Genomic DNA, 12704 nt, shown 5'->3' with positions numbered 1-12704 from the left:
CTGTCAGTAACCCGGCCAGTACGGCACGCAGATCTCCGGACGGGCCGAGGTGTAGATCCGGTCCGCGCGGGACCCGGACAGGTTGAACAGATACCAGGGTGTCCCGGCCGGCGACTCACCGGTGACGCACTGGCGCACCGACTCGGGCAGGCGGTGCAGGGCGGGATCGATATCGGAGGACAGCCCGGACAGATAGGTCGCATCGAGTTGGCCCGTGCGCTCGAACCGGTCGATGTTGCGGTCGGCGATGAGCCGTTCGGGATTCAGCGCGGCCAGTCCCAGCAGGGCCACCACCCCGGCCACCAGGACCGCCCGCGGCAACCAGGATGAGGACATCCGCGCGCCCGCCACGGCGATCAGCACGAACACCGTCCCCAGCCACAGCTCGATGGTGATGACCATCAGCCGCTCGGTGCTGAACCCGTACGCGTCCTGGTACACCCACATCCGGTGGATCGCCGAGACGACCACCACRATCGATGTGGCGCAAAGGGTTCCGACCAGGATGCGCAGCGTCCGGCGGTCCGTTCCAGTCGCTCGCGAGGCCACCCGGATCACCACACCGATCACCAGCACGGTCAGCGCCGACACCCACAGCAGCTGCCAGAAGCCCTGCCGCGCGTACTCCGCGTAGGTCAGCCCCTCGGTGGCCAGCACGTGGGCGCGCCCACCGAACAGGACCGTGGCCTGCACGGCGACGAAGGCCAGGAACAACCCGTCGAGCACGGCCAGCGGCACCGCCCATTCCCAGCGCGGCACCGGACTGCGCGGCCCGGGTGCCAGCGCGTCGAGCTTCGGCGGGAAGCGCACCAGATATCCACCGCCCGCTACGAACGCCAGCACCACGAAGAACACGACCGTGCGCGAGACGATGTCCTCGGTATCGAACGACGGGATCAGGTTCTGCACCAGCTTGTCGAACGCCGGGTCGGCTCCGGCGAACAACCCGCCGAACACCCACACCAGAGCGCAGGTGATCGCGGTGACCAGCGCGATGCGCCCGAGCTGGGGTACCTGAACCCGGCGTGGCGCCGCGCGCTGCACCCAGCCGATGGCACGGGCGGGCAGCGCCCACGCCACGAACGCTCCGGCGAGCACCGCGGTCCAGGTGCGCCCGCCTGCCAGCGTGTGCCAGCCGAGCAGCCAGGCAGCCGCGATGCACAACGCGTTCACCCACGGCGCGGCCAGCACTGCCGGGACCGCCAGCAGCGCCAGGGTCATGACGATGCCGAGCGCTTCGAACCTGCCCGGCCGCCGCCCAGCCGTCCCGTACACGGCGCCGAACACCAGCGCACCCACCACGACGTACCCGATGCTGTGTTCCATCGGCCGCCACAACGCGGTGCCCACGAGCCCGACGGCCAGTGCGATCAGGACGAAGGGCAGCGGCGCGGCCGCCAGCGGGTTCAGCGGCCAGACCCGGCGGGAGAAGACCGAGAATCCCGGCTCACCGTGGCGGGGCAGTGCCGGGCCGATCAACGGCGGTGGCGGCATCATCGGGTAGGCGCCCGGGGCCATCATCGTCATGAGAGTTCCTCCAGGTCCGGGATGGTCACCCGGATTCGGCAACCATCGGCTGCGTCCAGTACTTCGATTGTGCCGCCGTGTAATTCGACAGCCCAGCGGGCGATGGCAAGACCCAGGCCGGTGCCGCCATCGGAGGTGTCGCCGCGGGTGAACCGCTGGAACACCCGCTCCCGCTCCTCCGCCGGGATGCCCGGGCCCTCATCGCGAATTTCCAGTTGCAGCCCCGAAACGGCCCGGGCGTATACCGACACCCGCCCGCCGGGCGGACTGTGCCGGATGGCGTTGTCCACCAGGTTCACCACCACCTGGCGCAACCGCGCCGGGTCGGCCACCGCGGTCAGGCCTGGCGGGTCGACGATGACCTCGACCGCGGTGTGCGCGACGGCGTCGCGCAGGAATTCCTCGACGCCGAACCTGTTGAGCTGCAGGGAGATCGCGCCGCCCTCGACGCGAGACAGGTCGAGCAGGTCGGTCACCAGCTCCCCCAGCCGCTCGGTCTGCTTGAGCGCCGCGCGCAACGTGTCCGGGTCGGGCTCGGCGACACCGTCGACGATGTTCTCCAGGACCGCCTGCAGAGCGGTGATCGGGGTGCGCAGCTCATGGGAGACATTGCCGATCAGTCCGCGCCGATATTCGTCGGCGGCACCGAGATCCGCGGCCATCTGGTTGAACGCCGCCGCGAGCTGACCGACCTCGTCACGTGAGGTGGCGCGCACCCGGATGCTGTAGTCGCCGCGTGCCATCGCGCGCGCCGCGGCGGTCATCTGCCGCAGTGGAGAAGTCATCCCGTGTGCGAGGAACTGCACGAACAGCACCGAGGTCGTCAGGGCTGCCAGCAGTGCCCAGCGGAACTGCCAGCTGGCGCCGATCCAGAAGGTGAACGCCGCCAACGTGATCGCGCTACCGACCAGCAGGGTGGTCTTGACCTTGAAGGAGGCCAGCGGATCCAATGGGCGGGGCAGCTTGTCCCACCAGTCCCGAGCGGTCACCGAGGCATCTCCAGGGCGTAACCCACCCCGTGCACGGTGCGGATCAGATCCGGACCCAGCTTGCGCCGCAGCGCTTTCACGTGACTGTCGACCGTGCGGCTCTCCACCTCAGCCGCCCAGCCCCACACATGCTGGAGGAGCGTCTCGCGGTCGACCGCAGCGCGGGGACGCCCGGCCAGGAAGACCAGCAGATCGAATTCCGTTCGGGTCAGGTAGATCTCCTGATCTCCGTCATGAACCCGGCGCTCCTGCAGGTCGATCCGGTACGGACCGACCGCGATCGGCTGCTGCCCGGCGGCACGATCCACCCGGCGCAGCAGCACCTGCACCCGGGCCACCAACTCTCGCATGCTGAACGGTTTGGTCAGGTAGTCGTCGGCGCCGACACCCAGGCCGATGAGCATGTCGGTCTCATCGGTGCGGGCCGTCAACATCAGTACCGGGACGGCCCGTTCGGCCTGGATCCGGCGGCAGACCTCCAGGCCGTCGAACCCCGGCAGCATGACATCGAGGACCACCAGATCCGGAGTGGTGGCCGCCGCAGCGGCGACGGCGGATGGCCCGTCGACCGCGGTGTCCACCGTGAACGACTCGGCGCGCAGCCGGTCGGCCACCGCGGCCAGAATGGTCGGCTCGTCGTCGACCACCAGGATTCGCTTCACACCGTCGACTGTAGGGCCAGGCTGTGGTGCTTTCGGGCAGCGTTTGTGAAGGTTCTGTGGAGAAACTACGCTCGCTGGCTGGACACCGAGATCACTTCACCGGTGAGGTAGCTGGAGTAATCGCTGGCCAGGAAGGCAATGGTGGCTGCCACCTCCCACGGCTCGGCGGCCCGGCCGAAGGCCTCGTCACCGGCGAGCCGGTCCAGCAGTTCCGAGGACGAGGTCTTCTCCAGGAACTTGTGCCGGGCGATGCTCGGGGACACCGCATTGATGCGGACCCCGAACTCGACGGCTTCGATTGCACTGCAACGGGTCAGCGCCATCACGCCGGCCTTTGCGGCGGCGTAGTGCGACTGGGAGTGCTGCGCGCGCCAGCCCAGCACGCTGGCGTTGTTGACGATGACGCCGCCGTGGGGGGCGTCACGGAAGTAGCGCAGTGCGGCGCGGGTGGCGCGCATGACCGAGGTCAGCGTGACGTTCAGGACGCGGTCCCATTCGTCGTCGGTCATGTCGATCACCGGTGTCTGCCCGCCGAGGCCGGCATTGTTGACCAGTACATCCAAACGTCCCGCGACGGCCACCGTCTGGGAGATGAGATTGTCGACGGCCTCGGTGGAGGTGACATCGCAGACCACCGATTCGACGCGGCCCAGGCCAAGCGCGGCGAGTTCCTCGCGGGTCTCGTTCAGCCGGCGTTCGTGGAAGTCGGAGACCACCACATCGGCACCCTCGAGCAGGGCACGTCGTGCGGTGGTCGACCCGATGCCGGTGCCGGCAGCGGCGGTCACCAGGACCACCTTGTCCTTCAGAAGTCCGTGTCCGTCGATCTCGGTGGGGACTGCGGAGAGGTCTGTCATCCTTTGGCTTCCCTCGGTAGGCCGAGCACCCGCTCGGCGATGATGTTGCGCTKGATCTCGYTGGAGCCGCCGTAGATGGTGTCCGAGCGGGAGAACAAGAACAGTCGCTGCCACTCGTCGAACTCGTCGTTGTCCAGGGTCAGTCCGGCGGTGCCCTGCACGTCCATGGCGATCTCGCCGAGCTGGCGATGCCAGTTGGCCCACAACAGTTTCGAGACGTTGTCCTGGCCGGGTTGCTCCACATCCATGGTCGCCAGCGAATAGGACCGCATGGCCTTCAGACCCGTCCAGGACCGGGTGAGCCGCTCCCGGATCAGCGGATCGTCGGCCGCGCCGGTGCGCTTGGCCAGTTCCACCAGATTGGAATGCTCACGCGCGTACTGGATCTGCTGACCGAGCGTGGACACGCCGCGCTCAAAGGTCAGCGTGCCCATCGCCACCCGCCAGCCGTCGCCCGGTTCCCCGACCACCAGAGAAGCCTCGGTGCGGGCATCGTCGAAGAACACCTCGTTGAACTCGGAGTCACCGGTCAGCTGGATGATCGGACGGATCTGCACACCTGGCTGATCCAGCGGCACCAGCAGGTAGGACAGTCCGGCGTGCCGCTTGGAGCCCTTTTCGGTGCGGGCCACCACGAAGCACCACTGCGCCCAGTGCGCCAGCGAGGTCCACACCTTCTGGCCGTTGATCACCCACTCGTCGCCGACCAGTTCGGCCGAGGTGGAGACGTTGGCGAGGTCGCTGCCGGCGCCGGGTTCGGAGTAGCCCTGGCTCCAGAGTTCGGTGACGTCGAGAATCTTGGGCAGGAAGCGCTGCTGCTGTTCCGGGGTGCCGTACGCGATGAGCGTCGGACCGAGCAGTTCCTCACCGAAATGATTGACCTTGTCGGGGGCGTCGGCCTTGGCGTATTCCTCGTAGAACGCCACCCGGTGCGCGACCGTCAGACCGCGACCCCCGTGCTCCTCGGGCCAGCCCAGACAGGTCAGTCCGGCCGCCGCCAGATGCTGGTTCCACGCGCGCCGTTCTTCGAATGCCTCGTGCTCCCGCCCCGGGCCGCCGAGGCCCTTGAGCGCTGCATATTCGCCGACCAGATTATCGGCGAGCCATTGCCGGACCTCGGCCCGGAAGTCCTCGACCTCTATCACCCTTGTAGGCTAACCTACCAAGCACTTGCTTTGTTAGAGGAGCGTCAATGACGAGCGCAACGCGGACCGTTCCAGCGGTGCTGGACCGGATTGCCGTACAGCTGTCCGAGCATGATGCCCTGGTCACGGGGGATAAACGGCTCACCTACGGTCAGTTGCGCGACGAGGTGCGACGGGCCGCGGCGGCCATGATCGACCTGGGCGTCGCCGTCGGCGACCGGGTCGCGATCTGGTCCCCCAACACCTGGCACTGGGTGGTCGCCGCGTTGGCCACCCACTACGCCGGCGCCATCGTCGTCCCGCTGAACACGCGCTACACCGCCAGCGAGGCCACCGACATCCTGGCGCGCACCGAGGCGCCCCTGCTGATCGCGGCCGGCGAGTTCCTCGGGGCCGACCGCACCACCCAACTCGATCGCGCCGCCTTGCCGGCGCTGCGTGACATCGTGCGGGTGCCGATCGACGCGGACGACGGAACCTGGGACTCCTTCGTGGCCCGCGGCACCGACCTGACCGAGGTCGACGCGCGCTCCGCCGCGGTCTCCCCCGACGACGTGTCCGACATCCTGTTCACCTCCGGCACCACCGGGCGCAGCAAGGGCGTGCGCTGTGCGCACCGGCAGTCGCTGGACGCCTCGGCGGCCTGGGCGGCGTGCGGGCAGATCACCAGCGCCGACCGCTACCTGTGCATCAACCCGTTCTTCCACAATTTCGGGTACAAGGCCGGCATCCTGGCCTGCCTGCAGACCGGGGCCACGCTCTACCCGCTACTCACCTTCGATCCCGAGCAGGCAATGAAAGCCGTTGCCGAACACCAGATCACGGTGCTGCCCGGACCGCCCACCATCTACCAGACCCTGCTGGACCATCCGCGCCGCGGCGACCACGATCTGACCTCGCTGCGGTTCGCGGTCACGGGCGCCGCGGTGGTGCCGGTGGTGCTGATCGAGCGGATGCAGTCCGAACTGGACATCGACATCGTGCTGACCGCCTACGGCCTGACCGAGGCTGCCGGCTTCGGCACCATGTGCAGCGCCGACGACGACGCCACCACGGTGGCCACCACCTGCGGTCGTCCGATCGCCGATTTCGAACTGCGCCTGGACGACTCGGGTGAGGTGCTGTTACGCGGCCCCAACGTCATGCTCGGTTATCTCGACGACGCGGAGGCGACCGCCGCGGCCATCGACGCCGACGGCTGGCTGCACACCGGCRATATCGGCACCTTGGACGCGGCGGGCAATCTCACCATCACCGACCGGTTGAAGGACATGTACATCTGCGGCGGGTTCAACGTGTACCCGGCCGAAATCGAGCAGGTGCTGGCCCGCCTCGACGGGGTGGCCGAGGCGGCGGTGATCGGGGTTCCCGATCAGCGCCTCGGTGAGGTCGGCAAGGCCTTCGTCGTGGTCAAGGCCGGCGCACAACTCGACGAGGCGGCGGTGATCGCCTATACGCGTGAGCATCTGGCGAACTTCAAGGTGCCGCGTTCGGTGGCGTTCCTCGATGTTCTGCCGCGAAACCCAGGAGGCAAAGTGGTCAAACCAACGCTCCGTGAGATCGACGGAAAGGCCTGAGGTGGACCTGAATTTCGACGAGGGCACCGAGGAGTTCCGGGCCGAGGTCCGGGAGTTCCTGGCGGCCAACCGGGAGTCCTTCCCGACCGAGTCCTACGACACCCGTGAGGGCTTCGAGCAGCACCGCCGCTGGGACAAGGTGCTCTTCGACGCCGGCCTGTCGGTAATCGCATGGCCCAAGGAATACGGCGGCCGCGACGCCACCCTGCTGCAGTGGGTGGCCTTCGAGGAGGAATACTTCCGCGCCGGCGCGCCCGGACGGGCCAGCGCCAACGGCACCTCCATGCTGGCGCCGACGTTGTTCGCGCATGGCACCAAGGAACAGTTGGACCGGGTGTTGCCGAAGATGGCCAGTGGCGAGGAGATCTGGGCGCAGGCCTGGTCGGAACCGGAGTCCGGCAGTGACCTGGCCTCGCTGCGCTCCACAGCCACCAGGGTCGAGGGCGGCTGGAAGCTCAACGGGCAGAAGATCTGGAGCTCGCGGGCCCCGTTCGGGGAACGCGGTTTCGGGCTGTTCCGCTCCGACCCGCAGGCCCAGCGGCACAAGGGCCTCACCTATTTCATGTTCGACCTCAAGGCCGACGGCATCACCGTCCGCCCCATCGCCCAACTCGGTGGCGACACCGGTTTCGGTGAGGTGTTCCTCGATGACGTGTTCGTCCCGGACGAGGACGTCATCGGTGAGGTCAACGAAGGCTGGCGCGCGGCGATGAGCACGTCGAGCAATGAGCGCGGCATGTCGCTGCGCAGCCCGGCCCGTTTTCTGGCACCTGCCGAACGGCTTGTCGCACTGTGGAAATCCAACCCGGACCCGGTGTTCACCGACCGGGTGGCCGATGCCTGGATCAAGGCTCAGGCCTACCGGCTGCACACCTTCGGCACCGTCACCCGGCTCGCCGGTGGCGGTGAGCTCGGGGCGGAGTCCTCGGTGACCAAGGTGTTCTGGTCCGACCTGGACGTCGCGCTGCACCAGACCGCCCTGGACCTGCAGGGCGCCGATGGCGAGATCGTCGACGAGTGGACCGAGGGCCTGCTCTTCGCCCTGGGCGGCCCGATCTATGCCGGTACCAACGAGATCCAGCGCAATATCATCGCCGAGCGCCTACTCGGTCTGCCGCGGGAAATTTCTGGGGGGAAGCCCAAGTGAACTTCGAGATCGACGAACAGCAGCGCGATTTCGCGTCCAGCATCGACGCCGCCCTGGGAGCGGTGAACGTCCCCGCCGCGGTCCGCGCCTGGGCTGACGGTGACACCGCACCCGGCCGCAAGGTCTGGAACCAGCTGTCCGAACTCGGCGTCACCGCACTGTTGGTGGCCGAGAAGTTCGACGGTATCGATGCGCACCCGGTCGATGCCGTGGTCGCGCTGGAACGTCTCGGCTACTGGGCGGTGCCCGGGCCGGTCACCGAATCGATCGTCGTCGCACCGCTGCTGCTGAACGATGACGAGCGGACCGCTGCCCTGGCCGCGGGCGAGTCGATCGCGACCGTCGCACTGCCCCCGCAGGTGCCGTACGCCGTCAACGCCGATTTCGCCGATCTGGTGCTGCTCGCCGGGGACGGCCAGGTCAGCGACGCCACCGCCGGTGCGGCCCACGACTCAGTGGACCCGGCGCGAAAGCTGTTTGAGGTCAGCGCTTCCGGAGCCGCCCAGGCCGCCGACACCGCGCGCGCCTACGAGTTCGGCGTGCTGGCCACCGCGGCGCAGCTGATCGGCGCCGGGCAGGCCATGCTCGACCAGTCGGTGGCCTACGCCAAGCAGCGCACCCAGTTCGGCCGCGTCATCGGCTCCTACCAGTCGATCAAACACAAGCTGGCCGACGTGCACATCGCCCTCGAGCTGGCACGCCCGCTGGTGTACGGGGCGGCACTCTCGCTGGCCGACGGGTCCGCCGATACCGCCCGCGATGTCAGCGCGGCCAAGGTCGCCGCGGCCGACGCGGCCCTGCTGGCCGCCCGATCGTCCTTGCAGACCCACGGCGCGATCGGGTTCACCCAGGAGCACGACCTGTCCCTGCTGCTGCTGCGGGTACAGGCGCTGCGCTCGGCCTGGGGCGACCCCACCCTGCACCGCCGCCGATTGCTGGAGGCCCTCTGACCATGAGTGAAGAACGCGAACTGCTCCGCTCCACCGTCGCCGCTCTGGTCGACAAGCACGCCAACCCCGAGGCCGTGCGGCGCGCGATGGAATCCGAGCGCGGCTACGACGAGGCGCTGTGGAAGCTGCTGTGCGAACAGGTCGGCGCCGCAGCACTTGTGGTGCCCGAAGATCTCGGTGGCGCCGGCGGCGAACTCGCCGATGCCGCGGTGGTGCTGGAGGAACTCGGCAAGGCGCTGGTGCCCACGCCGCTGCTGGGCACCACGCTGGCCGAGCTGGCGCTGCTGAGCGCCGAGGACCACGAGCCGCTGGAGGGTCTGGCCGAGGGCGTCTCGATCGGGACGGTGGTCTTCGATCCCGAATACGTCATCAATGGTGATATCGCCGATGTGGTGATTGCCGCGGACGGTACGAATCTGACCCGCTGGAACACCTCCACCGCGCACGCCAAGTCCACGATGGACCTGACCCGGCGGCTGTCATCGGTGACCGCCGGTGAGACGACGCCGCTGGGCAGCGATCCCGGGCTGGCCGACACCGCCGCGCTGCTGCTGGCCGCCGAGCAGATCGGGGCGGCGGCGCGCGCCCTGGACCTCACCGTGGCCTACACCAAGGACCGGGTGCAGTTCGGCCGCCCGATCGGCAGTTTCCAGGCGCTCAAGCACCGGATGGCCGATCTGTACGTCGCCGTCCAGACCGCACGCGCCGTGGTCTATGACGCGATCGCCGAGCCCTCACCGGCATCGGCGTCGCTGGCGCGGGTCTTCGCCAGCGAGGCGCTGACCGCCGTCGTCGGTGAAGCCGTCCAGATGCACGGCGGGATCGCCATCACCTGGGAGCACGACATCCAGCTGTATTTCAAGCGCGCCCATGGCAGCGCGCAGTTGCTGGGGCCGCCGCGGGAGCACCTGCGGCGGCTCGAAGCCGAGGTCTTCTAAGCCAGCCGTACGGCGTCGGCGGCCTCGACGGCGGCGGTCTTGCCCGGCGCGGTCTGATACGACCAGTACAGGTTGGTGTGCGCGATCACCTGTTCGGGCGGTGGTGCGCCCCACTGGGTCAAGTCACTGGTGGTGTGCGCGTCGCCGACGAGCGTGACGTCGTACCCGCGGGCGAATGCACCGTGGATGGTGGAGCGGATGCACTGATCGCTGGAGGCACCCGTCACCAAGAGCCGGCCGACGCCCAGGCTGTCGAGCACACCCTCCAGCGTGGTGCCCTCGAACGCGTCACCGTGGTTCTTCTCGACCAGCGGTTCGGCATCGGCTCGCGTCAGCTCCTCGACGATGTGCCAGCCGTCGCTGCCCCGCTGGAGCTCGTCGTTGGAGTGCTGCACCCATATGACCGGGACATTCTCGGATCGGGCGCGTTCGACCAGTCGGCCGACGGCGGCGACCACCTCGTCGCGCCTGACCGCCTCGGCGACGACGTCGTTCTGCACATCGATGACGAGCAGGGCACCGTTCGGCCGGTTCTTGAGGGTGGTCATGATGCTCGCAGACTAGCCTGGAACCGATGACCGCAAACACCGGCCGCGTCGCGCTGCGCGCGGGAATTCCACCGTTCTATGTGATGGACGTTTGGCTGGCCGCCGCCGAACGCCAGCGCAGCCACGGTGATCTGGTGAATCTGTCCGCGGGCCAGCCCAGCGCGAAGGCACCGGCGCCGGTGCGGGCCGCCGCCGCCGATGCTCTGGAGCATCACAACCTCGGTTACACGGTGGCGCTGGGCATTCCGCAGCTGCGCGAGGCGATCGCGGTGTCCTACCTGGACCGGCACGGCATCGCGGTCGATCCCGACGCGGTGGTCATCACCACCGGGTCCACCGGCGGTTTCCTGCTGGCGTTCCTGTCCTGCTTCGACGTCGGCGACCGGGTCGCCGTGACGAGCCCCGGCTACCCCTGTTACCGCAACATCCTGTCCGCCCTCGGGTGCGAGCCGGTCGAGGTGCCGTGCGGGCCGGACACTCGCTTCCAGCCGACCGTGCAGATGCTCGAGGCGCTGGATCCACCGGTCAAGGGGCTGATCATCGCCAGCCCGGCGAACCCGACGGGCACCGTCATCCCACCCGCCGATCTGGCCGCCATCGTGAACTGGTGCGATGACCGCGACGTGCAATTGGTCAGCGACGAGCTCTACCACGGCCTGGTGTACCCGGGGGCACCGGCGACCAGCTGCGCATGGGAGACCTCCCGCAATCCCATTGTGGTGAACAGTTTCTCGAAGTACTTCGCCATGACGGGTTGGCGGTTGGGATGGCTGCTCGTGCCGGAGCCGCTGCGCCGCGCGGCCGACCGGCTGACCGGCAACTTCTCTATCTGCCCTCCGACACTTCCGCAGCTGGCGGCGGTGGCGGCGTTCGACCCGGCGTCGCTGGCCGAGGCCGACGCGCTGGTCGGCGAATACACCGTGAACCGGGAGCTGTTGCTCAACGGTCTGGCCGATATCGGGCTGGACCGCCTGGCCCCGGCCGACGGCGCGTTCTACGTCTACGCCGACATCTCCCGCTACTCCACCGACTCCCTGGACTTCTGCGCAAAGCTGTTGGCCGACACCGGTGTTGCCATCGCGCCGGGTATCGACTTCGACACCGTGAACGGGGGTTCGTTCGTCCGGTTGTCGTTCGCCGGCGCGCCCTCCGATATCACCACCGCTCTGGAGCGGATGGGTCCGTGGCTCAGGACTTCAGGAACGCCAGCAGATCGGCGTTGATGACATCGGCGTGCGTGGTCGGCATGCCGTGCGGGAAGTTGTCGCCGTAGGTCTTCAACGTCCCATTCTGCAGCAGCGCAGCAGATTTCGGGCCGGCCGCGACATAGGGCACGATCTGGTCGTCGGTGCTGTGCATCACCAGCGTCGGCACGGTGATCTTCTTCAGGTCCTCGGTGAAATCGGTCTGCGAGAACGCGACGATCCCATCGTAGTGGGACAACGCGTCGCCCATCATGCCCTGACGCCACCAGTTGGCGATGACAGCCTCCGACGACTCCACACCGGGCTTGTCGTAGTTGTAGAACGGGCCGGCGGGCAGCGCCCGGTAGAACGCCGAACGGTTGGCCGCCAGCTGCGCCTGCAGATCGTCGAACACGCTCTTGGGCAGGCCCTCCGGGTTCGCCTCCGTCTGCACCATCAGCGGGGGCACCGCACTGATGATGGCGGCCTTCGCGGCGCGGCTCTCGCCGTGGCGGGCCAGGAAGCGCACCACCTCTCCGCCGCCGGTGGAATGTCCGACGTGGATGGCCTCGTGCAGGTCGAGATGCTCGACCAGGGCCGCGAGATCGTCGGCGTAGTGGTCGAGGTCGTGCCCGCCCGGAGTCTGGGTGGAGCGGCCGTGCCCGCGGCGGTCGTGGGCGATCACCCGGTAGCCCTGGCTCAGGAAGAACAGCATCTGGTTGTCCCAGTCGTCCGAGGACAGCGGCCAGCCGTGGCTGAACACGATCGGCTGACCGGTGCCCCAGTCCTTGTAGAAGATGTCGGTGCCGTCGGCGGTGGTGAGGATGCTCATGGTGGTCACTCTGCCCCTCGAGACGGCCTGTTGTCTTTACCGCTAGCCGCAATCGCGTGTCGGTGGTGGCAGCTATGATCAATTACATGTTCGAAAGTATGTGGCGCTCCTAGTGTTCTAGTGGGCGCTTTCTTGCTGTTCAGGGTCGGTTAATACTGCAGCACAAGCGCTCTCGGCGTGTCCACGCAGAGATGAAGGACGCGCACGCGGTGTGCCTCTAGGTTTCGGGGTTACCACACCAACCTCAACCAGAGGATCCATCCGCGTGCGCGTCAGTACTGCATTTAACCGTCTTCTTCAGATTCCCGGTGCATCGGTCACCGACGTGTCGGTCGGTGACCTCGATGT

At 68.0% G+C, this 12704-nt stretch carries 12 protein-coding genes; 5 read left to right on the top strand and 7 right to left on the bottom strand.

Annotated elements, in window-relative coordinates; all coding sequences use genetic code 11:
• Positions 1-3: 3 nt before the first annotated feature.
• From AC1DTF_RS20465 to ipdE1, 5 genes are all read right to left on the bottom strand, one after another.
• Positions 4-1527 carry a DUF4153 domain-containing protein gene (locus AC1DTF_RS20465; protein WP_477475384.1) on the bottom strand — a complete coding sequence of 508 codons (1524 nt, stop codon included), beginning with the start codon at positions 1525-1527 and terminating at the stop codon, positions 4-6.
• Positions 1524-2516, bottom strand: coding sequence for a HAMP domain-containing sensor histidine kinase (locus tag AC1DTF_RS20460; protein ID WP_477475383.1), 993 nt, complete (start codon positions 2514-2516; stop codon positions 1524-1526). The genes AC1DTF_RS20465 and AC1DTF_RS20460 overlap by 4 nt, the downstream gene beginning before the upstream one ends.
• Complete coding sequence (locus AC1DTF_RS20455; RefSeq protein ID WP_477475382.1) at positions 2513-3178, bottom strand: response regulator transcription factor; 666 nt, start codon at positions 3176-3178, stop codon at positions 2513-2515. The genes AC1DTF_RS20460 and AC1DTF_RS20455 overlap by 4 nt, the downstream gene beginning before the upstream one ends.
• Before the next feature lie 65 nt (positions 3179-3243).
• A complete protein-coding gene (gene ipdF, locus AC1DTF_RS20450; protein ID WP_057170885.1) occupies positions 3244-4035 on the bottom strand; it encodes a (5R,7aS)-5-hydroxy-7a-methyl-1-oxo-2,3,5,6,7,7a-hexahydro-1H-indene-carboxyl-CoA reductase in 792 nt (263 codons plus the stop codon).
• A complete protein-coding gene (gene ipdE1 / locus AC1DTF_RS20445) occupies positions 4032-5180 on the bottom strand; it encodes an acyl-CoA dehydrogenase IpdE1 (RefSeq protein ID WP_477475381.1) in 1149 nt (382 codons plus the stop codon). Before ipdE1 ends, ipdF begins: the two co-directional genes overlap by 4 nt.
• 47 nt (positions 5181-5227) lie before the next feature.
• On the opposite strand from ipdE1, the gene fadD3 reads away from it, so the two are divergent.
• Genes fadD3 through ipdE2 form a run of 4 tightly spaced genes read left to right on the top strand, consistent with a single transcriptional unit; the run spans position 5228 to position 9792 of the window.
• A complete protein-coding gene (gene fadD3, locus AC1DTF_RS20440) occupies positions 5228-6757 on the top strand; it encodes a 3-((3aS,4S,7aS)-7a-methyl-1,5-dioxo-octahydro-1H-inden-4-yl)propanoate--CoA ligase FadD3 (protein ID WP_477475380.1) in 1530 nt (509 codons plus the stop codon).
• Position 6758: 1 nt separating this feature from the next.
• Positions 6759-7904, top strand: coding sequence for an acyl-CoA dehydrogenase family protein (locus tag AC1DTF_RS20435; protein WP_477475379.1), 1146 nt, complete (start codon positions 6759-6761; stop codon positions 7902-7904).
• Entirely contained in the window at positions 7901-8854 is a 954-nt protein-coding gene (locus AC1DTF_RS20430; protein ID WP_477475378.1) for an acyl-CoA dehydrogenase family protein, read from the top strand. The genes AC1DTF_RS20435 and AC1DTF_RS20430 overlap by 4 nt, the downstream gene beginning before the upstream one ends.
• Before the next feature lie 2 nt (positions 8855-8856).
• Complete coding sequence (gene ipdE2 / locus AC1DTF_RS20425; RefSeq protein WP_057170880.1) at positions 8857-9792, top strand: acyl-CoA dehydrogenase IpdE2; 936 nt, start codon at positions 8857-8859, stop codon at positions 9790-9792.
• Here the strand turns inward: ipdE2 and AC1DTF_RS20420 are convergent.
• Positions 9789-10340, bottom strand: a complete 552-nt coding sequence (locus AC1DTF_RS20420) for an isochorismatase family protein (protein ID WP_477475377.1) — start codon at positions 10338-10340, stop codon at positions 9789-9791. The two genes, ipdE2 and AC1DTF_RS20420, sit on opposite strands and share 4 nt — an antisense overlap.
• A 26-nt stretch (positions 10341-10366) precedes the next feature.
• Here AC1DTF_RS20420 and AC1DTF_RS20415 point away from each other — a divergent pair, with 26 nt between their 5' ends.
• Entirely contained in the window at positions 10367-11563 is a 1197-nt protein-coding gene (locus AC1DTF_RS20415) for a pyridoxal phosphate-dependent aminotransferase (RefSeq protein ID WP_477475376.1), read from the top strand.
• Here the strand turns inward: AC1DTF_RS20415 and AC1DTF_RS20410 are convergent.
• Entirely contained in the window at positions 11529-12356 is an 828-nt protein-coding gene (locus AC1DTF_RS20410) for an alpha/beta fold hydrolase (RefSeq protein ID WP_477475375.1), read from the bottom strand. The two genes, AC1DTF_RS20415 and AC1DTF_RS20410, sit on opposite strands and share 35 nt — an antisense overlap.
• Between the last annotated feature and the right edge of the window lie 348 nt (positions 12357-12704).

The organism is Mycobacterium sp. P4_H6 (assembly GCF_056400845.1).
Note: the sequence above shows the minus strand (reverse complement) of the source record. Positions and strands in the feature narration are given on the sequence as shown.

Bases quoted from the DNA above. Each gene is read 5' to 3' on its own strand.
- AC1DTF_RS20420 (WP_477475377.1), bottom strand. From the start codon at position 10,340: ATGACCACCCTCAAGAACCGGCCGAACGGTGCCCTGCTCGTCATCGAT.
- AC1DTF_RS20415 (WP_477475376.1), top strand. From the start codon at position 10,367: ATGACCGCAAACACCGGCCGCGTCGCGCTGCGCGCGGGAATTCCACCG.
- ipdF (WP_057170885.1), bottom strand. From the start codon at position 4,035: ATGACAGACCTCTCCGCAGTCCCCACCGAGATCGACGGACACGGACTT.
- ipdE2 (WP_057170880.1), top strand. From the start codon at position 8,857: ATGAGTGAAGAACGCGAACTGCTCCGCTCCACCGTCGCCGCTCTGGTC.
- AC1DTF_RS20410 (WP_477475375.1), bottom strand. From the start codon at position 12,356: ATGAGCATCCTCACCACCGCCGACGGCACCGACATCTTCTACAAGGAC.